Source organism: Mesorhizobium sp. B264B1B, from assembly GCF_020165765.1.
GTDB lineage: Bacteria > Pseudomonadota > Alphaproteobacteria > Rhizobiales > Rhizobiaceae > Mesorhizobium.
In genome coordinates, this window is record NZ_JAIUIS010000013.1 from 94,761 (window position 1) to 116,852 (window position 22,092).

General features: G+C 61.9%; 19 protein-coding genes and 1 pseudogene. 3 read left to right on the forward strand and 17 right to left on the reverse strand.

From position 1 onward, the window contains the following. Window positions 1–125 precede the first annotated feature (125 nt). Together tagH (LB547_RS24225) and LB547_RS32540 are read right to left on the reverse strand one after the other, a co-directional pair. On the reverse strand, window positions 126–905 hold the full coding sequence (tagH, locus tag LB547_RS24225) for a type VI secretion system-associated FHA domain protein TagH (protein ID WP_318013584.1): 780 nt from the start codon (window positions 903–905) through the stop codon (window positions 126–128). A gap of 48 nt (window positions 906–953) precedes the next feature. Then, a pseudogene (locus LB547_RS32540) lies at window positions 954–1,175 on the reverse strand (FHA domain-containing protein); the annotation flags it as partial. Between the two features lie 275 nt (window positions 1,176–1,450). On the opposite strand from LB547_RS32540, the gene tssI reads away from it, so the two are divergent. Genes tssI through LB547_RS24240 form a run of 3 tightly spaced genes read left to right on the forward strand, consistent with a single transcriptional unit; the run spans window position 1,451 to window position 5,385 of the window. Continuing rightward, on the forward strand, window positions 1,451–3,778 hold the full coding sequence (gene tssI, locus LB547_RS24230; RefSeq protein ID WP_140656719.1) for a type VI secretion system tip protein TssI/VgrG: 2,328 nt from the start codon (window positions 1,451–1,453) through the stop codon (window positions 3,776–3,778). Continuing rightward, on the forward strand, window positions 3,762–4,214 hold the full coding sequence (locus LB547_RS24235) for a DUF6484 domain-containing protein (RefSeq protein ID WP_140524755.1): 453 nt from the start codon (window positions 3,762–3,764) through the stop codon (window positions 4,212–4,214). The genes tssI and LB547_RS24235 overlap by 17 nt, the downstream gene beginning before the upstream one ends. A gap of 7 nt (window positions 4,215–4,221) precedes the next feature. Beyond that, a complete protein-coding gene (locus LB547_RS24240; protein ID WP_140524754.1) occupies window positions 4,222–5,385 on the forward strand; it encodes a hypothetical protein in 1,164 nt (387 codons plus the stop codon). A gap of 30 nt (window positions 5,386–5,415) precedes the next feature. Here LB547_RS24240 and LB547_RS24245 read toward each other — a convergent pair whose 3' ends face one another. The 15 genes from LB547_RS24245 to LB547_RS24315 are packed head-to-tail and all read right to left on the reverse strand — an operon-like array spanning window position 5,416 to window position 22,088. Then, a complete protein-coding gene (locus LB547_RS24245) occupies window positions 5,416–6,423 on the reverse strand; it encodes a hypothetical protein (RefSeq protein WP_140524753.1) in 1,008 nt (335 codons plus the stop codon). A 32-nt stretch (window positions 6,424–6,455) separates the two neighbouring features. Further along, window positions 6,456–7,544 (reverse strand): DUF2169 domain-containing protein, encoded by a 1,089-nt coding sequence (locus tag LB547_RS24250; RefSeq protein WP_140524752.1) that lies wholly within the window; start codon window positions 7,542–7,544, stop codon window positions 6,456–6,458. 3 nt (window positions 7,545–7,547) lie between these two features. Continuing rightward, window positions 7,548–8,039 (reverse strand): hypothetical protein, encoded by a 492-nt coding sequence (locus LB547_RS24255; RefSeq protein WP_140524751.1) that lies wholly within the window; start codon window positions 8,037–8,039, stop codon window positions 7,548–7,550. Beyond that, window positions 8,039–8,431 (reverse strand): hypothetical protein, encoded by a 393-nt coding sequence (locus tag LB547_RS24260; protein WP_140524750.1) that lies wholly within the window; start codon window positions 8,429–8,431, stop codon window positions 8,039–8,041. The genes LB547_RS24255 and LB547_RS24260 overlap by 1 nt, the downstream gene beginning before the upstream one ends. Before the next feature lie 11 nt (window positions 8,432–8,442). Next, window positions 8,443–9,291 carry a DUF4150 domain-containing protein gene (locus LB547_RS24265; RefSeq protein ID WP_140524749.1) on the reverse strand — a complete coding sequence of 283 codons (849 nt, stop codon included), beginning with the start codon at window positions 9,289–9,291 and terminating at the stop codon, window positions 8,443–8,445. Window positions 9,292–9,293: 2 nt separating this feature from the next. Next, a complete protein-coding gene (tagF, locus tag LB547_RS24270) occupies window positions 9,294–9,839 on the reverse strand; it encodes a type VI secretion system-associated protein TagF (protein ID WP_140524748.1) in 546 nt (181 codons plus the stop codon). Beyond that, on the reverse strand, window positions 9,821–13,357 hold the full coding sequence (tssM, locus tag LB547_RS24275) for a type VI secretion system membrane subunit TssM (protein ID WP_140623894.1): 3,537 nt from the start codon (window positions 13,355–13,357) through the stop codon (window positions 9,821–9,823). The genes tagF and tssM overlap by 19 nt, the downstream gene beginning before the upstream one ends. A 1-nt stretch (window position 13,358) precedes the next feature. Then, window positions 13,359–14,681, reverse strand: a complete 1,323-nt coding sequence (icmH, locus tag LB547_RS24280; RefSeq protein ID WP_140623892.1) for a type IVB secretion system protein IcmH/DotU — start codon at window positions 14,679–14,681, stop codon at window positions 13,359–13,361. A gap of 4 nt (window positions 14,682–14,685) precedes the next feature. Continuing rightward, window positions 14,686–16,020, reverse strand: a complete 1,335-nt coding sequence (gene tssK / locus LB547_RS24285; protein ID WP_140515105.1) for a type VI secretion system baseplate subunit TssK — start codon at window positions 16,018–16,020, stop codon at window positions 14,686–14,688. A 38-nt stretch (window positions 16,021–16,058) separates the two neighbouring features. Beyond that, entirely contained in the window at window positions 16,059–16,511 is a 453-nt protein-coding gene (tssJ, locus tag LB547_RS24290; protein ID WP_140498291.1) for a type VI secretion system lipoprotein TssJ, read from the reverse strand. A 3-nt stretch (window positions 16,512–16,514) separates the two neighbouring features. Next, window positions 16,515–17,987: a type VI secretion system-associated FHA domain protein TagH gene (gene tagH / locus LB547_RS24295; protein WP_140762936.1), complete on the reverse strand. Its 1,473-nt coding sequence runs from the start codon at window positions 17,985–17,987 to the stop codon at window positions 16,515–16,517. Then, window positions 17,984–19,051 (reverse strand): type VI secretion system baseplate subunit TssG, encoded by a 1,068-nt coding sequence (tssG, locus tag LB547_RS24300; RefSeq protein ID WP_140762891.1) that lies wholly within the window; start codon window positions 19,049–19,051, stop codon window positions 17,984–17,986. The genes tagH (LB547_RS24295) and tssG overlap by 4 nt, the downstream gene beginning before the upstream one ends. After that, window positions 19,015–20,889, reverse strand: coding sequence for a type VI secretion system baseplate subunit TssF (gene tssF, locus LB547_RS24305; protein ID WP_140560454.1), 1,875 nt, complete (start codon window positions 20,887–20,889; stop codon window positions 19,015–19,017). The genes tssG and tssF overlap by 37 nt, the downstream gene beginning before the upstream one ends. 1 nt (window position 20,890) lies before the next feature. Next, the gene (tssE, locus tag LB547_RS24310; RefSeq protein ID WP_140498535.1) at window positions 20,891–21,646 is read right to left on the reverse strand and encodes a type VI secretion system baseplate subunit TssE; all 756 of its coding nucleotides are present in this window, start codon (window positions 21,644–21,646) and stop codon (window positions 20,891–20,893) included. Continuing rightward, window positions 21,633–22,088: an Hcp family type VI secretion system effector gene (locus tag LB547_RS24315; RefSeq protein WP_115143971.1), complete on the reverse strand. Its 456-nt coding sequence runs from the start codon at window positions 22,086–22,088 to the stop codon at window positions 21,633–21,635. Before LB547_RS24315 ends, tssE begins: the two co-directional genes overlap by 14 nt. Window positions 22,089–22,092: the final 4 nt, after the last annotated feature.

Sequence of the window (22,092 nt, forward strand, 5' to 3'; positions counted from 1 at the left end):
ATCGTCGATTGGAACCGGACGCCGGGCGTCAGCGAGACTTTTCTTCGCCGACTGCCGTGCCATGCATTTTTGGCCATATGCTTTTTGGCCATACGTTTCCCGGGGCCGTGCCTTCCTGGGACCTCCTATTTCTGCTTGCCGGCCTTGGCGTAGGCCTCGCTGAAATAGGCCAGGAATATATCAAGCATGCCGTTTTCATGTGCCTCCTCCATGGTCCGCCATGTCGCGACATAGACGTCCCAGGCTTGGCTCTTCTTCTTCGTAAACGAGGTAGGCGGGAGTTTCCTGCCGATCGCCTCGGGCGACAGGTCGTCAAGCAGCCGGGAGAGCGCGGTTTGCATCGCGGTATAAGTGGCAAACTCGTGAGTCTTGAGATCGCGGAATGCATCTTCGATGCTGCGCCTGGCATCAAGATAGCCGGTCCTGCGCCGGGCGAACATGATTTCCAGGATGTCGTCGGTTCCTGGAACGAACTTCATCGGATTGTTGTCGGCGGCGCTGATCATCGTTCGCTGTGTGCTTTTGGCCAACATTTTCGCGGCCGCGCGTGCTTTCAGCAGCAGGGTCAGCTCCTCGACCACGTCCCGCAAGACCGCGCCGATTTCGGCGGCAACTTCATGGGGGTCGCGCGATTGAAGCAATTCCGGCGAAATGCCGGCTGCGATCGCGATCTCCCGCAGCACCTCGTCCCTGGTTGAGGGAAGGGCAGGCGACGAGAATGTCGGCGCGGAACTGCGCTGTGCGGACCGTTGCTGCGCGGGCTCGAAGAAAGGCCCATCTCCGAATTCCAGCGGCCGGCCTGTCGCGACCGGCGTTTCCCGCTGTGTCGAATCGCGGCTGGGGTGGTCTGCCGTGGCGCGCTCTTCTTCGACCGATACCAAGACGACATAGCGGCCGATCAGCATCCGGTCGCCATCGACCAGCCGATGCGGGCCGCTCATGCGCTGGCTCGATCCATTGATGAAGGTCCCGTTGCGCGAGATGTCGTACAGCCAGAACGCGCCCGCCTCGTATCGAACCTCGCAGTGCCGACCCGAGATGAACTTGTCGGGGTCGGGCAAGGTCCAGTCACAAGCATCGCGCCCGATTTCGAAGCCGCTATCACGCGCCACGTAGCTGGTCGAGGTGCCAGCGAGCAGGGCGTCGACATTGTTGATCCGCAGACTGATGTACATCCAAGATCGCCGTCGATCGTTGATCGATACTCCAACATTCTAGCAGCTTGCAGGCAAAACAGGACAGCGGCGTTTCAAGCCGACGAGTCGACGGATAAGATTCTGTCGCCCGCCTGTCCTCTTTGGTCAGCGGGAAAACATGTGGTAGGCTAAACATGGCCTGGCGTGGCGGATTTGGAAAGTTCCTGAACGTAACACCGCTAATGACACCGTTGATATAGCGGGAACTTCAAATCCATCACATTGGCGGCCGCGTCCAGGAGGGGGCTCGACCCATGCCGAATGAACGTGCCACCGTTGTCCGCACACCGGTTGGCTCCGATTTGCTGACCTTCACGCATCTTGTCGGACGCGATGAGATCAGCCGTTGCTTTGCCTACACGGTCGGGTTCGTGAGCACAGACTCCGATATCGACCCGTTGAAGATGCTGGGCGGGCCTGTCTCGATCGAAGGTGAATCCGATCCAAAGCGCTGGCTCAGTGGAATCGTATCGGAGTTTCGGCTCACCCGCATGGAGGACCGGCTAGCCTACTACGAGGCCGTCATGAGGCCGTGGCTCTGGTTTCTCGGCAACACCACAGATTGCTATATTTTCCAGAACAAGAGCGTCGTCGACATCGTCAAGGATGTCTTCAAGAAATACGGTATTTCCGAATTCGATCTACGCCTGCAAGGGTCCTATCCGGCGCGTGAATACTGCGTGCAATACGACGAGACCGATCTGGACTTTGTGCAGCGGCTGCTGGAGCACGAAGGTATCTTCTATTTCTTCGAGCACGATGACGGCAAGCATACGCTTGTCCTGGCCGATGCGATGAGCAAGCTGAAGCCTGCGCCGGGCTACGAGAAAGTGCTCTATAACTTTGAAGGTCAGGGCTCCCGGCGCGACGTCGAATACATCACCGAATGGATACCGGGCAGCTCGGTGCGCCCAGGCGCCTATGCCCACACCGATTATGATTTCAAGAAGCCGGGCGCCGACCTCATGGCCAAGTCGGCCCAGCCGTTCAGTCACAAACTGTCCGCGGGTGAGAACTACCGCCAGCCGGGCGCGCATCTCGAAGTAAGCCGGGGCGACAGCCTGGCTTCGATCCGGCGCGAGGAGATCCAGGCCTTGCACCAGCGCATCGCCGCGGCCGGCACCGTGCGCGGCTTGTATTCCGGCTGCACGTTCAAGCTGGACGGTTTTCCGCGCGAAGACCAGAACCAGGAATATCTGGTGGTCAGCGCCGAATACAGGCTGTTTGATCCCGGCTATAGAGCCCAGGCCGACGTCGAAAGCGAGAGTTTCAAAGTGGTCCTCGGTGTGGCGCCGACAGCCTTGCCCTATCGCCCGCCGCGGACCACGCCACGACCGATCATGCGCGGCCCGCAGACGGCGACGGTGGTCGGTCCATCCGGCGAGGAGATATTCACCGACAAATATGCGCGGGTGAAGGTCCAGTTTCATTGGGACCGCGTCGGCAAGAAGGACCAGAACAGTTCCTGTTTCGTACGGGTGTCGCAGAGCTGGGCCGGCAGTGGCTGGGGGTTCATCCAGATACCGCGCATCGGCCAGGAGGTCATCGTCGACTTCATCGAAGGCGACCCGGACCTGCCGATCATCACCGGCCGGGTCTACAATGCCTCGCAGATGCCGCCCTACGGCCTGCCTGGCAACGCCACACAATCGGGCTGGAAGTCGGATTCTTCCAAAGGCGGTGGCGGCTACAACGAACTGATGTTCGAGGATAAGGCCGGCTCCGAACTGGTCAATTTCCAGGCGCAGAAGGATCACAACCTTCTGATCAAGCATGACCGCACAAAGCTGGTCCAGCACGATCAGTCCGACCGCATTGACCACGACGCCAAACACTCCGTCGGCCACAACCTCGACGAGGACGTCGGCAACAACAAGACGGTCAAGATCGGCGTCGACCAGACCACCAACATCGGCTCGAACGACACCGAGACAGTGGGCGCCAACCGCTCGCTGACAGTCATGGCCAACGAGACCATTCATGTCGTGTCGAACTCGACGGAAAACATCGACGCCAATCATTCTCAGACAGTGGGGATTGTACAGACGATTACGGTGAAGGCGGCGCGTTTCGACACCGTCGGCGCCGCGGAGACCCGTAGCGTCGGCGGTTTTCAGATCAACAGCATCGGCGCGACCCGTTCTGTCAGCGTGGTGCTGGGGCAGAGCCACGACATCGGGGCTTCCGACAGTTGGACCATCAAATCCGACCAGACGGTGAAAATTAATGGAAATCAGACATTCAATGTAGACGGCGATCATGCTTCGACGATCGGCAAGGGACGGACCGCCAAGATCACCGCGGACGATGGCACCCAAATCGATGGGGCTCACGCGCTCAAAGTCGGCAAGAGCAGCGGCATCGACATTACCGAAGACAGTTCGATCAAGGTCGGCAAAAAGCTTGTGATTGATGCCGGCGACGAGATCACGCTGAAATGCGGCGATGCGACGATCAACATGAAGAAGGATGGCTCGATTTCTATTAAGGGCAAGGAAATCCGCATCCAGGGCAGCGGCGATGTCCAGGTCAAAGCTGACGGCGACGTCAAGATCAAGGGTAGCAATGTCTTCAACAACTGAACTAACTGGATGCAACGAATCGGTTGAAGGTATCGACGGGGTTGTCATCGGGCTGTTGATCGGCTTTGAGGAGGGTGCACCGCTAGTGGTGTTCGTAGGCAATCCCGGCGAGACGGCACTCAAGGCGCGCAGCCTGGCGAGACTTGACTCCTCGGCTGTGGGCGCGGAGGTAGCGCTGCTTTTCGAAGGTGGCGATCCGGGCCGCCCGCTCGTTATCGGACGCATTGTGGACCCAGCTCACACGCGCGAACAAGTGCAGGTGATCCGCGACGGTGAAACCGTAACGCTGACCGCCAAGGAACGCATCGAGCTGCGCTGCGGCCTGGCTTCCATCATTCTGGAGAAGAACGGCCGCATTTCGATCCGCGGCAGCCAGTTGAGCAGCCAGGCAAGCGGCGTCAATCGCGTGCGGGGCGCGGCTGTTCACCTCAACTGAGAAGTCCATGCAGCGGATTGCGACAATCCCGGCGATTATCGAGCAGCATGTCGAGGACGCCGCGTTCCTGTGGCACCGTCGTTCGCGCGAGATCGACGGCCCTATCATGGGCGCCTTCGACATCGGCCGCATCGACCAGCGGCTCGACGCTAATCTCGATGGGCTCTTCGCGGCAGGCCAGACGGCTTGGGACCTGGCGTCGGCGCGCTTCGCCGACTACCAGGAGCCGCCCGAACTGTTTCTGCTTGGGGCCCTAGCGTTTGAATGGCAATCCGCGTCAGCGATCAAGTTCGCGTTGGAGAGCGCGGGCCGGCTCGGGAAGTCCGGACTCTCAGCGCTGTCTGGCTCTGTTGCCCGCAGTTCGCCGGGTAAGTTGAAGCCCTTCGTGGCGCGCTGGCTAGATTCGACGGTCGCAATGGAGCGTGCGTTGGGAGTCGGCGCGCTCCACCACCATGGGGGCAATCCAGGGCCCAGGCTGACGGGATTGCTCTCTGATGGCGACGCTGAGGTACGCCGCAGAGCGCTCAAGCTCGCAGGAGCGCTGCGGCGTAGAGATGTGATCGCCAAGGTTTGGGTATGCCTGGAGGCACCCAGCGCGGAGGAGCGGCTGGAGGCGGCAGTGGCGGCCTGTCTGCTGGGGGAGGCGCCGCGGGTCCATCCCATGCTCGACAAGATGGTGGCTCGTAACCCGGAGCTTGCGGGAGCCGTATTCGAAATTCGGTTGCTCACCACGCCGTCGACTGCGGCGCGGACGTGGTGGGAGCATTTCGTATCCACCGCCGCAACGCGCGAGGCGGCTGTCGCGGCGAGCGGACTGGCGGGTGACATGGCGATTATGCCTTGGTTGATCGAGAGGATGCGGTCGCCGGAACTCGCTTATGCGGCGGGGCTCGCGCTGCGCGACCTGATTGAGATTGACTTTAATGACACCGACGTGTTCGTCACGGACCCAGCCAAACTCGGGCCGAAGTTCGAGATTATAGAGGCGACGCCGCTACCTTGCGCTTCGCGGGTACAGACTTGGTGGGACAATGGGAGGGGGCCAGCGAAGTTCGGCAAATTCCAATCGATGCGACGGCTGAGACTGGACGCTATGAGGGGCGCGCTCGCCAACGCGGAGATCGCCCTGACCAACTGGAGGCGTTCACGCTCAATTCCGGCGTGGATGTGAAGACTCCGTCCACGACGCAAAGACACGCGGTTAAGCTCTGATGACCTCACTCACAAGCGCAGCGGCGCGCATCCCGGCTTCCGATCTGGCTTCGCACATAGCGACGCGGCCCGGCGCATAGCCTTTGGTGAAGCTGTCGGCGGCAATAAGCAGTGTGAGTGCGCCGGCACCGGCACCGATGTCGCCCACCGTCATCGCGGGAAGAGCCATTGGAAGGATCTCGCGGCGCGTCCGGTAAAAGCGGGAGCGGCCGATTAGTCCCTCCCAGGCACTATAACGCTCGCCGTTGTCGTTGCTAACAATGAACTTGATGCCAGACTCAGTGGCGCCTTCACCCTCAATCGCCGCACGGCAGGCAGCGACCAATGCTCTGCCCTGACTGTAGTTTTCCGCTAGCACGGAGTTTTCCTCCAATGCAACGCCGACGCCGTGAATGGTGCATTGCGTCTGCACGTCGGGGCTTGGCGCGCGGCGCAGGCAGACGACGACGGCGCCTTCGCCTGGCACAAGGCCTTGCGCGTTGTCCTCCGCTTTCAGGCGGTTGGCCGCCTTCAGGCGAGCGAGGTCCTTGTCGTTCACCAGGCTGTCGACGCCACCCAGCAGCACTTGTTCGACTCCTGGCGTGACGAGCAGGTTAGCCGCCCGATCCAGCAGCCCTATGCACGCTGCCGCGCCTCCGTCGACAATGCGCGAGGTGGCATGGAAGGTTTCGCCCAGCGCGTCCTGCAGGCCGGTCAGGAACTCCGTGGCCGGGGTCTCCGCGAAGGCGGGGTGCTCGCGAAAAGCCTCGGGCGCTACCAAGAGCAGCGCACTTGCGCTGGCGGCAAGGCCGCCTGTCTCCAGCGCCTCAGCGACCGCTCGTGTGGCCATGCTGGTGAGCCAGACTTTCTCCGTGTGGCGCAGCGAATAGTGCGATGGAATGCGGGAGACGGTCTGTTCCGCGCCGAAGGGATCCGTGAGGGTACGCTGCTCGAAGGCGGAGAGGCTGGCCCGGATTGCCGCCAGTGTCTGGCGTGCATTGAGGCCGGCTGGCGTCACGGCACCGCCACCCACGACGTAGATCGGCGCCCTTAGGCTAGCCATGTCGCCCTCTCTGCAATGACGCCGCTGCCGCCGCGCGGGTTCAGATAGACCTTGCGTTTGCGCCGCGCGAGGAGGAAGGCCGGCGTCACATGGCCGAAAACGATCTCCCTGAGCGCTGGCGTGTTGCGCCTGGTCACTAGGAACAAACGCGATTTCAGCGTGAGGCGGCGCAAATCCGGCTCAATGACGACGGTGTCAATGTGGAACGGATGATCCTCCGCGCGGTCATCGTAAAGAAGGCGGATCGGAGCCACGACACGCGGTATGCGAAAGTTCCAGCGGCCCTCCGGCGTCATGCCGATGACGCTGACTCCCTCGCCTTCGTTCAGCCGCTGCAACTGCTGGTCGGCGGGCGCACAGAGATTGTGACGCGGATCAAAATCCCTTGGCGGAAGAGGCCACTGATTGTCGATCCACGCCTGATCGTAAGTACCTGCAAACTGTAGCCTCGGATGCCAGCCACGGCCGACCACCCCAAACCCAGCCGGGCTTGGCCGATCGGATGGGCTAAGGAACCGCTCACTCGCATAGGTGACGTTGGGTGCATGCGTCTTCACGGCCTTGTCCGCGGAGCGGGCATGATGGTAGCCGACGCCAAGCGGGTTGCGGGTGTCGGTCTTGCCGTTGTCATCGGTCCCCCCATACGCGCGTTCGTAGATTATCGGCATCTTGGCGAAGGGATGTGGTTGACTATAGCCGCCCGCGTCATACAGGCGATCGCCAGTCACGTTGAGCACCTTGCGGATATTGGCGAACCTCAACCCGACCTGCATTTCATGGACGCGCCCATCGCGCGGCGCATGTGCCTGGCCATTCAAGATCACGTCGACCCCCGGCTTCGTCCACGCGATTTCCCCCTCATAGCGGGTTGACGAATAGGCAGGATCCCCGAACGGCACGTCGCCAAAGCTTACCGGCAATTGCTCCGATGCCGGCTGAAACTGCGTCGCGTTTTTTAGCATATCAAAGCTGGCCGAGAAAACGGCGAGGAACACCTCATTGCCATCGGCATTCGTTTGCACAAACGTACCGGCAACGAACGGCGTGCGATTCTCGATCCAGACAGCGAATGTCATGGATCAGCACCAGGCCCCGTTCTCGTCCAGGCCGATCGGCCAATAAGGCATGCAGGCGATCAGCTTTGCTGGATTCGTCTCGCCAGCATCGATCAACCATTGCAGCAAAAAGGTCTCTGCCGCGACCCCTTCGGCTTCTCCGGCCTTGACATTCACCGTCACGCATTTCAGCCAGTAGCGACGCACGACCCAGACGACGTGTGGGTTGGAGGCCGCTCCAGCGACGCGAGCGTTGAAAGCTTCTTCCAGTGCCTTTTCGCGGCTACCGTGACGCTCTTCCTCCGAGACGATGATGCCTGCCCACCATGACGTGGCGATGTCGTAGGCGTCCTTAAGATCCGACAAATACTCGCCGAACAAGGTCTGATGCATGGTGCTTGCTTCGTCCAGCCCGCGGGCCACACGAATATCCCCAACTGGCGCGACATAACGCGGTTGCGTCAGCAAACGGCGCGTGCCGAGATCGTTGTCGTAAAGCGTAATCAGCGGAGCCATCAGACCACCTCGTCTTTCTCGTTGAGCGCGATCGGCAGAAAGCAGATGCCTTCCGTGACGTCGGTGAGATCAGGCGCGAATGACGGGAGATCGAAAAGAAGGACATCGGCGGGACGCACGAACCCAATTTCCTCACCCATGCTATCGATGCCCCATTTCTCAGCCGGCTCCTCTTCCGGCATTGATTGTTCGCGATTCATGTCGTCAATCTGGAGATAATATTTGCGGAAGATCCCCAGCACCCGCGGGTGCCCGGCCAGGCCGGTTGGCCAACGCTTCCAGACCACTTCGCCTTCATCGGCTTCCATCTTGTCCCACCATGCCTGCAGCGCGGGCAGCACCCGGCGAAGTTCTTCGATGTAGCGGTTACGAATATCGACAATGTCGGTCATTGTGGCGTCCCTTACAGAGCTGCTGCACTGCCGTTGAAGTTCTTCGCGTATTTACGGGCTTTCGAGCCTTGGCTGTTCGAACACTTATTACAGTGAGGCATGACCGAATCAGCGGTGTCGAAGTGCTCCTGAAATTTTTCCAGTCCCATGTGACAACCACCCATGTGCCAAGCCAAGACCTGCGGCGGCTGATGGTCATGGGTCATGTACGGCTTGTCTTTCAACGGCTTGCCCGGCCCTGTCGGCTCTACCTTCCCGGGCTCTGAGGCTTTCCAAGTAGTGTTGCTCGTTCCACTGTCCTGCTTACACTGCCAACATTCCTGTCCGTTCACCTTGTCGCGCTGGGCAGCCGTTCGCTTTTCGGTCCGCTCAAACTTCGGATTTGGTGGGCATGGACCCAAAATGAAATTGTCCAATAGAAACGCGAGGAATTTGTTGAACGCAGCGACGTTGACGCAATTGGGCGGCGGGTCGCTCGCGGTGTTCTGGTCCATCATATCGCCATGACGGTCGACGCCCTTGCCTTCCGCCTTTACCGTGAAGGACCACAACTTGAAGACGCCCTTTCCCTTTATCTTGTGGGTCACGACCCCTGCGCCGAGGCCTTGCGTGGCGGGTTCGTCGCCGGTACTGGTCGAGATCTCCGATGCATTCTCGATAGCCGTCGGCTCGCCATCGATCTTGACACTCTTGGTGCCCTTAGTCAGATCCGACGACGACAGCATATTGACGTATGGTACCGGAACCGGGCCTGCGGGTGGGGATGGCGGCGAGAGACAGACATCGCCTGGTGCGATACCTTGGCCGTTGCTGCCCTTGTGAAAGAAGCCCATTTTCTCTGCGTAGACGCTGAGTGCCATGATCAGAATCCCCTCGGCATGGCACGCGCGGCGCGCATGGCCGGTAGGGCGTTGTTCGCGAGATCATGGATGTCGGCGAAGGCGAATTCTTGCACCTCCCAATCATCAGTCCAAAATGCAATGCGTTTGACCGTGGAGAACGAGGTGGGTGGATCGAGAGCCTGCAACGTTATGGCGACACGTTCCTGCTCCCAATAGTGCTCAACAGTCAACTTAGCGATCCGAGCCACACCCTCAAACCAAGGATCGGATGCATCGGGCGTCGCACCCAACCCCGTCACCACGAACGGATAGCGGCGGCCGATACGGTCCTGGCTCATGCGCCAGGCGCCAGCACAGGGTTGGTCGCCAAAGATCGCGTCCTGAACGACGAAGCGCCAGACTCGGTTGTCGAGGTCCTCACCTTCATCCGGCCGCGCGCGCAATTCCATCGACATCCAGCGGTCCCAGCGGTCGATAAAAGTCCGCGGCAGGTTCCAAGCGACGAAATCCCCCGTCGCCGGGATCTTGCCGTAGAAGCCGGGCGCGTTCATATCTGCGCGGGACATGTGAACTTCTTGAACATTTCGAGGTTGTAGGGGTTTTCGACGCTGGCGGCCTTGAGCTCGAAATCGGCGTACATGCCTTTCGTGCCCAGGCGCAGACTGTAGACATCCGAAAGCGAGGTTCCGGTGAATCGGCCGCTGCGCAACATCCTCAGCCATGCCCAGCTGCCGGTCTCGTTGAGCATGATTTCGGGCGATCCGTCGATCGGCTGGAAGGCGAGCGAAATGACCCCGGTGCCGTCCTTGCCGGGCCAGGTCATCGGTTGCGGCCGCGTTGCGTTGTTATAGTAGACGAGGCTCTGGCCATCGAGATTGAGCGTGACGCGCGTGAGGTTGGGAGACAGATCCTTCGGTTCGAGCGTGAAGCTCATCACCGGTCCGGCACCCCCGGGGAAAAGATCGTCGCGGATGTGCCTGGCCTGCTCGAACGCCGCCAGCGCCGAAGGGTCGAGGCCGAAATCGGCGCGCCACTTCCAAGGCTCGCCGGTCGTGTCGACATAATTGATCAGGTGGTCGTTGATGAAACCGTCGATCAGCCCGGCCGGCCCGAACAGGCGGGCGAAATCGTGCACGTTGACGTCGACCGCACTGGCTTCGCTGAAGGGATAGCGATTGTTCAGCGCCGCTTGGCAGAAAGGCAGTATGTCGGCCCGCCAGATGGCGTTGAGTTCCGAAGTGACCGCCTTTTGAGTCAAATTGCTGGTGTCGCCGGCTATCCCGCCCAACCAGCTGTTGATGGGATCGGGCAGGATCTGGGCCTGCCTTGCCACCGCGCCCGTCAGTTCGGCAAGGCCCCCCTGTTTCTTGATGGCGTCCTGTGGATTGGGGTTCGCGGTGACCGTTTGCAGGACGTTCGAAAGCGCGGTCAGTGCGACAACGGCAGCATCCAGCGCCGGTGGCTGGCCGTCGACCTCTGCGATGGTGCTCTTCAGCGGTTTGAAATGTTCGGCCACCAGATTGCCGGTCAGGTCCACCTCACTGGCGGATCCGGCGCGGGGAAGTAGTTTCGCACCCGATGTCGCCAGTTTGCCCAGCTTGCCCAGCTTGCCGAGCAGTTTCGAAGCGCCCTTGGCTGCCGCCTTGTCGTCGGCAGGCGCTTCGTCGGAACGGGTCAGTTCTGTCTCCTGAACGACCGCCGTAAGCAGCCGCTTCAGCGCTGAATCCGCACTTGAGAGGTCTTTCAGGTTTTCGCCGGCGACATTGAGATCGGTCAATGGTGCAAGCCTCATGTCGCGCAGGAAGCTATCCCATTGCGCGATGTAGTCGTCGTAGTAGAGCTTCAGAATATCCTCGGACAGCGCCGAGACGGATGTCTCGGCATTTTCCGAGCAACCGCCGGCGAAAACCGCACGATCGAGCGCCGCCTGGGCGGCGACATCGTCGATGCGGTCGAGAATGACGTCGTGAAAGCCGGAATAGGTGAAAGCGCCCGAAATGCCGACGCGTAATGTCTTGCCCGAACGCCGTGCAAACACCTTGCCGCCGTTTGGGCCGGCGAAATTGGCCGGTATCCACTCCTTCAGCCCGGCCACTGCCGGATCGGCCAACAACTGCTTGTAGCCACGCGCCGGCAACGAAATCGTGCAGACCGTTTTCAGAGCTTCGGCAACCAGGGCCTGGTCCGGCGCGACATAGCTTTCGTCGACCGTCATCCGGCGGATCGCGGCAAGCTGATGCTCTTCGGCGTCGGCTGTCGGAAATGGCGCCACGGCCGCGAATTCGGGCAGACTGTTCACCCACCAGTTCTGGGCGTAGTCTGGATCCATCTGCGACAGGCCCGTCATCATGCGATAGGTCTTGAGCGCACCGAGCATGAAGTCGGGATCGCGGATCTGGCGCCACATCGTCGCCTCGAGCAGGGCCACCATCCGGGGCTCGAGCACGTTGCGGAGGGCGTGGTCATAAGTGTCGGCCTGTGCCCTGACCAGTTCCGCCGAGGCCGATGGGCCAAGCAGATCGTGGGCAGCGCCCGGCGGTGCTGTCCGGGCATTTGCGACCGCGTCCATCGCCTCGAGCGCGCCGTCCATGGCAGGCCGCTCCACCGATGCCGGGGTTGCGGCAGCGGAGGTCAGCGGCGTTTGCAGCGCTTCGAACTGGCCTGCCTGCGCCGAGATCGCATGGCGGTTGTCAAAATAGGACCAGGTGAACAGGCCGCCTGCCAGCAACGCCGCCGCAGCGCATGCGGCAGCGGCGCCGCGCCAGATCCAGGCTCGGCGGCGTTGCGCCAGTGGGTCAAATGTACCGAGGCCTGCTTCCTTGAAGATGACTTCAGTGAGGAGGTTCTTCAGGAAGAAGCTGCGTTTCTCGACCCGAGATGCGGGCAGGGCGCGCCGCGGTGGAAGACCGAAGGAGGAAGACAGCGCGGCGGTCAGCCGGTCGATAGGCGCCCCTTCCTGCGTCGCCGATGTCAGGTAGAGGCCGCGCAGCCAGGCAGCCTCCTCATACCGGCTTTCGCCGAACATGGCTTCGACCAGCACCTGAATCGGTTCGGACAAGCTTGTCAGTTGGGCGGGAAACCTGAAGATTTCGGCACGGGCGGCGAGTTTGTCCTCGTCCTCCAGGCGCGTCACCAGGCGCCGCTCGAGTTCGGTCGCCAGCGTCGCGATTTCTCGTTCGATGGTCTTGCCATCCACGCGCGCATCCAGCGCGAACGTCGTCCCCCACACCTGTTCGCGCGAGGCGGTCGACAGGCCGCCGAAGAAGGGCTCGAAGCCCTTGATCAGGTCGGCCTTGGTCAGCATCAGATAGACCGGCAGGCGGATTTCAAGCCGGTCGTTGAGCTCGGCCAACCGGCGGCGGATCTTGCGCCCGTGCGCCTTGATGGCCTCGTCGCCCTCGGAAAGGACGTCGATCGAAAGCGCGACGATCACGCCGTTCAGCGCACGGCGGCCGCGATGTTTCTTCAAGAGGTCAAGGAAACCGAGCCATTCGACCGCGTCGACATCCGGCTGGCTCTCCTGCTGGACATAGCGGCCGGCGGTGTCGATCAGAACCGCGTTTTCGGAAAAGAACCAGTCGCAGTTGCGCGTGCCACCGACCCCCTGCAAGTCGTCTGTGAGGTCGATCGGAAAATTCAGTCCGGACTGCCGCAAGGCGGTGGTCTTGCCGGTGGCCGGCGGTCCGACGATCACATACCAAGGCATCTCGCGCAGGAACTTGCGCCCGCCCAGCTTGCGCCGCCTCAGTTCGGTCATCACCTCGGCGAACTTGGCGCCCACGGCGGCGACGTTCTCTTCGCCTGGGCTGAGCGGCTTTTCCACCGCTGGCGCGGCAATCTCGGCGACGAACATGCGGTTGGCGCGGATCGCCCGACGCTGGGCAACGATCAGCCAGACCAGCCAGAAGATGACCAGCAGCGCGATGATGACGATGCGCACATTTTCGGAGGCGAAGGGCTCGTAGGGACCGACCCTGACGATCGGACCGAAGATCCAGATAACCAGGGATAGCAGCGTCAGGCCGATCAGCGTCCACAGCCAGCGCGATGTCAGGACCGCCCAGAGGAAGCGCAGGATGAACATCTCACAGCCTCTTTTCGACGAGCACCTCGACGCGGCGATTCAAGGCTCGCCCCTCGCGCGTGCTGTCGCTGGCCACAGGATCGGTGGCAGCCCGGCCCTCCGAATGGACGCGATCCTGCGGCACTCCGTTTTGAACCAGCATGTCGGCAATCGTCCGGGCGCGAGCCTCGGATAGTCGCTGGTTGGTCGACAGCGGGTTGGTCTTTTGCAAAGGAACGCTGTCAGTATGGCCGACCACCGTGATGTTTCCGATCAGCTCCTGATTGGCGAGGATCACCTTGGCGATCGAACCGATCAAGGGTTCGAAACCATCGGTCAATTGTGGCCGCGATGACTGGAATAGTTCGGGGTTGGAGGCCTGGATGATCAGCTTGGCCAGTGAAACGCTCTCCGTGCCGCTGAGAGCAGATTTGAGCTCGGCCGGCGCCCCCGCCTGGAATTCCGGCAACAGCGCAAAATCCACTTTTTCCGGTGGCGGGGCGTCGACTTTGGGCGACGCACGGGTGATGTCGCCGCGGGCAGGCGGTGGCAGGGCACGAACAAGTGCGGAAAGCTCGACCGCCTGGCTGCTCAGTCCCATCGACAGCCCGATATGGATCGCCGCGGCTGCAACCGCAGCACCGAGCGCCATGACCCAGATCGGCACGATGAAGCGCTGCGGCTGGTCGGAGGCGATGACACCTTTCCAGTTTGGCGCTAAAGGCGCGCCTTCGGCGTCGGCATTGCGCAGGAAGCGGGCCGCCGCCACGCGAACCGCATTGAGCGAGCGGTCGCCTGAGCGGCCGGGCACGCGATATTTGCCACGGAAGCCGAGCGCCAGGCAATGGTACTGCAGTTCGAGCAATTCTCGGTCCCGGTTAGGATGTCGTTCCAGTTCGTCGAGTCGCGTGAAGAATTGCGTGCCGGCATCGACATCGCCGCGCAGCATGACGACGAGCGGCTGCCGCGGCCAGGCACTGGCCCCGCCCCAAGGCGTGTTCAGGGCCAGATCGTCGAGCAACGCAGCCACCACCCAAGCTGCCTGGTCGGCTCGCTCCATCGAGGACCCCGTCGACATAGCCGTGTCGCGTGCCCGAACCAGTTCTTCGAGCAAACGGGTGCGCAAGACTTCCGGATTGTCTGGCGGCATTGCGCTTTCGAGCTCGGGAGCGAACTCGAGCAAGGGCGCAAAGGCGTTGACAAGCGCGTTCGGGTGGGTGCGAGAGCGTTTTACCAGTGCGCCCGGCGAAAGTGGCGCCATGGGCCTTGGCATCGGCGCGCCGCTCAATCGTATGCGAGTGCGTTCGCGATCCTCCGACAGTCCGAAAGGATCATCGCGGCTCATGATCTCACCTGTTCACCGAATAGCAGTCCACCTGCGGCTCGCTTGGCAACACGCCCGAAACACCGATGACGAAGCCTGGTGCGTCGAGCAGCGAGGCCCAGTGTTCGCTTTTCTGATCCAATTCGAGGCACAGTCGATCGCCGTCGTAGGGGATTTCGCGTGGCTGGGAATGAAGCGGCTTTAGCGGAATGCCCGGCAAGCGCGATTTCCACAGGCCCTCGAACTCGTCGGCCGAGCCGACGGTCGCCTGATTGACGAAGATCTTGCGCAAGGCATCCTCCGACAGCTCCGAGCCGACCCGGATGACGATGCGGCTGGCCACCAACAGCTTTGGGTTGTCGATGCGAATTTTCCAGACATTGGTCGAGTGCCGCATGACGGGCAGCGCACGCGATTTCGGCTCGATGTAGCGAAGGCTGAGAATGAGCGAGCGCAGCGCATCCGCCAGCGCCGAATAGGCAGGGCCGGGCGCCATGTGATCGTAAGCGGGCAACTCGCCCAGCCGCCGCGCGCTCGATCCGTAAGTTGCCATCGAACCAGCGAGCCCGGCGAGTTCCAGGTAAAGCTCGGCCGGATGGAAGACATCCTGCGCCAGCATGTGAGCCAGTCGCGGACGCGCCGCATTGGCGAGGTTGAGCATCAACAGGTCTTCGACGCTGCGCCCAGGCCCGCCCATGACCATCTTGCCATGCGCCTCGGCGATCTGGTCGAGGCCGGTGACAACTTCCAGAAGCAATTGCCGATACCAGGCCACCGCGCCGGTAACCAGTGCCGGTGGCAGGAAGCTCTCGTCCAGAGAGACGCCGCCATCGGCTCGAACTCCGTTGAGGTCGGCTATCGGCAAGGCGGTGTAGCCACCAACCGACTTGCCAGGTGCAAGCAGCAGCGCCTGCGGACGGGCGATTTCTATTTCTTCAGGATCCGAACCGCCCTGGACAGCGTCGCGCACCGAAACGATCCGCCCGTGATATCGCGCTCCAGAGGCGGCGGCGTGTGCCGGATCGAAGCCGACACCACCGGGAGGCTCCAGCGGCAAGGCGACCAGCACCGGCCCTGCGCCCGTCTCGGGGGTGACCGGCAGCGGTCGCGGCGCGTCCATCCAATCCGGAATGGAAAAAGGTGTCCCATCCGGGAAGATGCCCCGGGCCGACAGGATCGCGACCTGGCCGGATTCCAGCAATGCCTGGTCCAGCGTCAGCTGTCGAAAGCCGAACGTATGCAGTTGTCCGGCCTGCAACGCGCCGCGCACCGTCGCCTCGAAGAAACGATCCTGCTGCTGGAAATGCTGGGTTCGCAGGAAAAGTCCTTCGGACCATAGCACCCTGTTTGCATCGCTCATGCCGCTACTCTCTGCATTGAGCTCCCTTACCTTGGCTGCTAGGCGGAGATGCCGCCGCTGCCCAACGTGACATTGATGGTGAACTTTGATCCCGGCGACACCGACTTGGTTGTCCGCCAGTTCCTGCCGCCAGGTTCGCGGATCAGTGCAACGAAGCCCAGAGCCGTCGCGTCCGGCTCGACAGTGATGGTCTTGGATGCGGATTTTCCGGGCCCGACGGCGATCTGGTCGGAACCGATAAGATCTCCTGCGAGTGCGCTGCCGGCATCCCCCTGCAGCGCAAAATAGTCGGCGGAATTGAATTTGCCGGTGCTTTTTAACCGCATCACGAGAACCGTCACCGGCCGGTCGCCGCCACCTGGCCCCGGATTCATGCCGGCCCCGCCGGTCACGTTGACGGTGATCACCGACGGCTTTGGCGGACCGCTCTGGCACGCTGCAACCAGCCCGGTCGCGCCCAGGGCAATCATCAATTCACGTCGGTCGATCATGGCTTACTCCTCCTCATATGCATCTCGAAAATCAGTGCCGATTTCGCCAAGGAAGCTTTTTTCCGCGCTTTCGGCGATTTCGCGATGGCGTTTTTGATAGAGCTCCCACAGCTTGGCGCCGCGCCCGCCCGAAAGCAGGGTGCCGATCGCCGAATTCGATTTCAGCTCGTCCTCGATCGCTGCGGGATCGAAACGATCGATCATCCGTCGCAAAGCGGCCTGTATGCCTCGCCAAGCGCGCACGTGATGTTGCGCGAGATCGCGAACTGCATCGGCGATGGCCGCCTCCCCGGCGAGAAATCCGGGGCTGCGCTCGGCGATCAGCGTCACGATGGCGTCGTCGACCGACGGCAGAAATTTGAGCGGATTGACTTCGGAGGCACCGACCATTGTCTGGGCGACGCGAGCATTTCCTTTCTCCTCGGCCCGCTTGCGCAGAAGCTGCATCAGCCCTTCCATCATCAGCCGGTATTCGCGGCCGAACTTCTCCATTTCCACGATGCTGTCGCGCCCGGGGAAATCGGCTTCCTCGACGCCCATGCCGCGCAAGAAGGCGGCGCGGAGCGCCATCTCGGCGGGCTGCGCGCTTGCCGGCGGGCGGGCAGGTTTGGAAGCAGCACCCATGCGCGCTGGAGGCAGGACATCGGCCGGTTGCGCGGGAATATCCCAGGGATTGGCGGATGGTGGCCGTTGGGCAATGCGCTCGCGCTGGCCGGTCGAGGCCGAGTTATTTGTCGAACTGGGCGAGGAGACCGGTCCGAAACCAAAATCATCGTTGAAGTCGGACAGCTTTCCCGCTGCGGATTCAGCTCCGTGGCTGGGAGGGGGGGGCCGGTCGAGGCTGAATGGATCCGCCCGGCTGCCCACCCCGCCCTGCTCGACATAAACGGCGGCGTTTTTCGACACCGGCGTTGAACCCGGATCGAGGCTGAACGGGTCGTCGAAAGCAGGCGAGTTGCGCTGGCCGGAGGACGCGCGCTCGAACGCCCCTGGGATCGGCTGCTCGAATGGGTTCGGCAGATCAGCAGGTCGAGGCCGTTGCGGCGCTTCTTCGACCTTGGCGGAAAAGAAGTCATCGCGGCCGATGCTTACCGGCGCCCGCGATGCCGCTGGCAGACGTTCTGGTACCGGCTGGATGACTGCGGGCGCTTGAGCGGCCGCGATCTGCAGGTCGACACAGACGACGTAATCGCCCAGCCTGAGCCGCATGCCGCTTTGAAGGCGTGCGGACTTGCCTGGACCAAGCGGGCTATCGGAATCGTTTATGAACAAACCGCTGCTCGATGTGTCGGTGACGAAATATCCATCTCGCCCGCCAGAGATTTTGCAGTGAGCGCGTGAAACGAACATGTCGGGATCATCGATCTGCCAGCCTGCATCGGCGCTGCGGCCGATCACCAGCTCACCTTCGTCCAGGCGAGTTTGCCGCACCGCCTGGGTGCGTGGCCCTTGCTCTAGCGTTAGCAGCAGACTCATGCCGCGCCCCCCGCCATTTCCGGCCGCCATCCGACGATAGTGCGCAGCCGCATATCATCAGCATCCCCCCTTTCAGCGGGTCGCGCAAGCCAGGCGGTTCGGCCGAGCTGCACCGCTCCAATACGGGGCGGCGGCACTGCTTCACGCGCAAGCACGATACGCAGATCGACATCGAGAGATTCTCCGACCATGTCGCGAACCGCGTGCTGGAACAGTTTGAGCCGTTGGCTGCCCGGCAGGAATGTCTTGAAATCATCATACTTTAAAGGGCCGACCCGCAGTTCGATCCTGCTTTGGCGGGTGAAAACGCGTGGGCCGATCGTCGCCCCCCGACCGAGCACAGCAAAGGATTTTGCGAGGCGGGTCTGGAGGCCTGCTGGTATCATTGTCCAGGCGGCGACGAATTCCTTGATCTTTATCGGCACCTTGAAGGCTTCCGCCAGGAACAGTGTCAGTCGTTCCGGGCCCTCGACCTGGCTGGCGAGCGAAGCCGCCTGGCGAAGCTTCACCATGTCGAGATCGATGTTTCGGGTGCCGGGAAGTCCGATACCGGCCACGGCCGCAAGCATGGCGCGAACCCGGCCACCGACCGCGCGTTCAACCTGAACGGCCGGATTCGCATCCGCCCACGCCCGATAGTAAAGGGCGATCATGCGGTGCTGCAGAATGTTGACGAAATCGACGAAAGTAGTGTCGCTGGTCAGCTGTGCGTTGGCCCCGGCGAACCACCGCTGCGACAGCCGGTCGAGCACCCAGCGCGTCAGATGCAGCGGCATTGGACCCTCGGGGCCCAAGAGACCCAGATTTGCAATCGTGACCCGGGCCGGCTTGCCGTTGTCGGCTTCGCGGAAATGGACCAGGTCCCTGGCCGAGAAGGCGAGGCGCACATGCTGGCCAAGCCTTGCCGGCTCACGGTCGGGACGGCCGGAATGGCCGAACACGGCATTTTGCTGTTCGAGACGGCGCAGCAATTCGAAAAAGTCGAACCCTTCGGACAGACCTTCAGTGGGGTTTGGGCTGGGCTTGTCTAGATCAGGGAGCGATTGCCGGGCGTCATCGGCCATGGCACATCCTCCTGCTTCTGCAGCAGCCGCGTGCGGGTCCGCACGAAACCGTTTATTCCGGCATATCGGGCGAACAGCCGCGCCAGCAAAGCCGAAAGCAGCAAAGTGCTTTGGCCAGCCAGGATGGATTCATCGACATGCAACGTCACCTCGGTGCCGCGTCCGAAGCACATCGGCCCCTCGATCTGAAGCCGCTCCACGACGGGCCGCGAGTCGATGCGGGCGATCGAATGTACATTGCGAGCCAGGCTGGGATCGCCTCGGTCGGCATAGATATCGAGAAGCGCATGCAACGGGTCGACGCCGCGGCCCTCCTTGGCAAGGCTGAGGAAGTTGAGCATGAGCTGTGCCACCAGCCGCCAGGCGAGATCGTCGGCGCGCGATTCACCCTCGGCCCCTGTAGGCAGTGCTGCGGGGATCGCCGGCTGCGGTGGACGCAGGGCTCCAAGGAGCCTGACGATTTCGACCGGGTCGCCGGCCTCAAGCGTCAATGTGGGATTGTCATCGAGGATCGGCAGGTCACGATTGGTGCACAGTGCTACGACGTCGAGACGCTTCAGAGGTCGGTACGCCGGGCTTGCGAGCGGTCGCGATACGGCCAGGAAAACGTCGTCGCCGGTGTATGACGTGCGCGTTAGACCGTCGCGCCGTTCGTCTTCGGTCGCGCGCCGAGGGCGCCGCTCGGTTGAGTAGACCCACCCACTGCCGCTGTTCTGCCCCAGGCTGAACAGTTCCGGAATTTCGGCGTCGTTGCCTTCGGTGTCGGCGTCCTCAACACGAATGATCCGATAGATTTCAAAGTCGCGCGCCCTCGTGCGGTCTGCATGCAAAACCTGGCGTGTCTTACGCGCATCGATCTCGACGACGTTGCACTCACGTTCGAAAAGATTGATGATCGGCGTTGCGAAAAGTTCGAAGTCGGCCGATGTCAGATCGGCCAACTCTGGCACCGGACGCCTGAATTGGAAGACGATCTCAAGCCCTCCGTCGCATCGACGCACGACAGGCTGTAGCCCCGAAACCCGCACATAGTGGAAGCGCTCGGGCATTATGAAGTATTCTCGCAGGAGGCGATATCCTTCGAATGTCGGGCGGGTACGCGGCATCAAGGCTTCGTCGTCGCTGATGCCAACCATTTCGGGCGCTGGCAAGGGCGACAACGGGTTGCTCTTGCCCTCAGCGCGTGCGCCAACGGTCGAGCAAGTGCCGAAGATCGCGTCGAATAGCAGCGGCGCCTTGGTTCGCCCGGCAAAATAAATATCGAGCCGGTCGAGCGTCAATTCGTGGAGCTTGCCTTTTCCGGTCGGGGCCAGCGTGATGCGGAGCGCCGCCTCGCCGCGCACACCGCCGACCGTGGCCATCCCGGCCGCCGCCAACGCGCTGCGGTCCTGAAAATAGCTGACCGAAGTGATTGCTATCGGCCACAGGGTCGTCTCTTGCGCGGTCGAGAAAGTGCAGCGCGTCGAAAGGCCGGGCCGCAGGCTGGAAACCAGCCGGGTGTTGCGCCTGACGACGTGGCCGTCGAGCATGGTCTGGACCTGCTGGCCTGGTTTGAGCACCACCATCGCCGTTGCCGGCGCCGGGGTGACCAGATCGGGATAAAGAACGTCGAGCACACTGCGCGAAAATCGCGAACGCTCGGCGTCGACCTTTAGCCGGGTGCGCGCCGCGAGGAAAGCCACGCCATCCAGCAGCCGCTCAACATAGGGGTCCGGACAGGGGACCGTGTCGAGGGAAAGGTTGCGCGCGACCGCTGGATGCATATCGGCAAATTCGGCCGCAAGGCCGCGGATGTGGGTCAACTCCTCCTCGTAATATTCGACGAAGACCCGATCCATCTCAGGCGTCCCTGATTTCGGTCCGCGCCGCGCCGTTATCGAGATTGATCGTAGTGCGCAGGCGCATGCGTTCCGGTGTCGGGGTTATGATCAGCACACCGTCAATCTCGATCTTGAGGCCGGCGGTCTTGTCGCCAAGCGTCACTGTGACCTTTGTTGCGCTTTCCTTGAGGCGGGGCTCGAAGGTGGCGAGCACCGCACGGATCTCACGCGCCAGCACATCGCGATCAAAGTCGCGCGAAGACCTGCCCGAGAAGGAGGGGACGCCGTAATTGACCACGCTCCGGCGCACCTCCGGGAAATCTGCGAGCGACGGTGGGTTGTCCGATACCTGTTCATTTTCCAGATCGGACAGGAGCGGCGTGGCCTCGAAGCGCTCGGTATTGAAGAGCGCCTCGACGTCACGCCGCACTGCTTCTCTGAGCACGCGGGCTGACACCACAACGCCGCGACTTTCGATCTCGACCCGATGCTGGGTCTGAAAGGCCAATCGATGCAGACGCCGTTTTTGCTCGGCTGTGAGTTCGGCATCAGCGTCGATGGCCCGCGCGCTGGCGCCAACGAGGGCGTCGACACGGTCGGCGCCAAGCTCGTCGAGCAAGACATGGCGCAGCCCGTCTATCTCCGAGGTCAGACCAGGCAGGTCATTGACGAGGCGATCCCAAAGCGACGGCTGGACGGCCTCGCTTTTTGCCCGCAAGCTGCCGGTACTGTGCTGCTTGCCAGCGTCGGGTCGCCGACCCTCACTTGCCGACATAGACATCCATTTCGGCTTCATCATTGCCGTCATAGACGAACTTGATCTTCTTGTAGGCGAAGCTGACCTCTTCCTGGATCAGGTCTTCCTCATCCTCGGCCTGCGACATGTCGTATTCCATGATCGAGGCGTCGGTGAGGGTGACGACCAGATAATCCTTAGTCTCGCCATCGATCGTCCGACGTGCCGAGAACACCACTTCATCGAGGGCCTTGTTCTCGAACAAGGCTTTCTTGAGATAAGGCGAAGATTTGTCGTAGTGTTTGATGAACTTGATCATGCCCATGGACACGCGCCCCCGACGTGAGAGCGAATTCGGGTCATAGGGTGCGACCATCTTGTAGTCGACGCCATGGATTTCGATCTCATCATCGTGGCCGTCGCGGGTGCTGGGGCCCTTGATATCGGGAACCTTCAGAAAACCATCAATCTTTACTGGCATTGTC

Coding starts and splice junctions, on each gene's coding strand:
- tagH (WP_318013584.1), bottom strand. CDS start 905: ATGCTGATCGGCCGCTATGTCGTCTTGGTATCGGTCGAAGAAGAGCGC.
- tssI (WP_140656719.1), top strand. CDS start 1,451: ATGCCGAATGAACGTGCCACCGTTGTCCGCACACCGGTTGGCTCCGAT.
- LB547_RS24235 (WP_140524755.1), top strand. CDS start 3,762: ATGTCTTCAACAACTGAACTAACTGGATGCAACGAATCGGTTGAAGGT.
- LB547_RS24240 (WP_140524754.1), top strand. CDS start 4,222: ATGCAGCGGATTGCGACAATCCCGGCGATTATCGAGCAGCATGTCGAG.
- LB547_RS24250 (WP_140524752.1), bottom strand. CDS start 7,544: ATGACATTCGCTGTCTGGATCGAGAATCGCACGCCGTTCGTTGCCGGT.
- LB547_RS24255 (WP_140524751.1), bottom strand. CDS start 8,039: ATGGCTCCGCTGATTACGCTTTACGACAACGATCTCGGCACGCGCCGT.
- LB547_RS24260 (WP_140524750.1), bottom strand. CDS start 8,431: ATGACCGACATTGTCGATATTCGTAACCGCTACATCGAAGAACTTCGC.
- LB547_RS24265 (WP_140524749.1), bottom strand. CDS start 9,291: ATGGCACTCAGCGTCTACGCAGAGAAAATGGGCTTCTTTCACAAGGGC.
- tagF (WP_140524748.1), bottom strand. CDS start 9,839: ATGTCCCGCGCAGATATGAACGCGCCCGGCTTCTACGGCAAGATCCCG.
- tssM (WP_140623894.1), bottom strand. CDS start 13,357: ATGTTCATCCTGCGCTTCCTCTGGGCGGTCCTGACATCGCGCTGGCTG.
- icmH (WP_140623892.1), bottom strand. CDS start 14,681: ATGAGCCGCGATGATCCTTTCGGACTGTCGGAGGATCGCGAACGCACT.
- tssK (WP_140515105.1), bottom strand. CDS start 16,020: ATGAGCGATGCAAACAGGGTGCTATGGTCCGAAGGACTTTTCCTGCGA.
- tssJ (WP_140498291.1), bottom strand. CDS start 16,511: ATGATCGACCGACGTGAATTGATGATTGCCCTGGGCGCGACCGGGCTG.
- tagH (WP_140762936.1), bottom strand. CDS start 17,987: ATGAGTCTGCTGCTAACGCTAGAGCAAGGGCCACGCACCCAGGCGGTG.
- tssG (WP_140762891.1), bottom strand. CDS start 19,051: ATGGCCGATGACGCCCGGCAATCGCTCCCTGATCTAGACAAGCCCAGC.
- tssF (WP_140560454.1), bottom strand. CDS start 20,889: ATGGATCGGGTCTTCGTCGAATATTACGAGGAGGAGTTGACCCACATC.
- tssE (WP_140498535.1), bottom strand. CDS start 21,646: ATGTCGGCAAGTGAGGGTCGGCGACCCGACGCTGGCAAGCAGCACAGT.
- LB547_RS24315 (WP_115143971.1), bottom strand. CDS start 22,088: ATGCCAGTAAAGATTGATGGTTTTCTGAAGGTTCCCGATATCAAGGGC.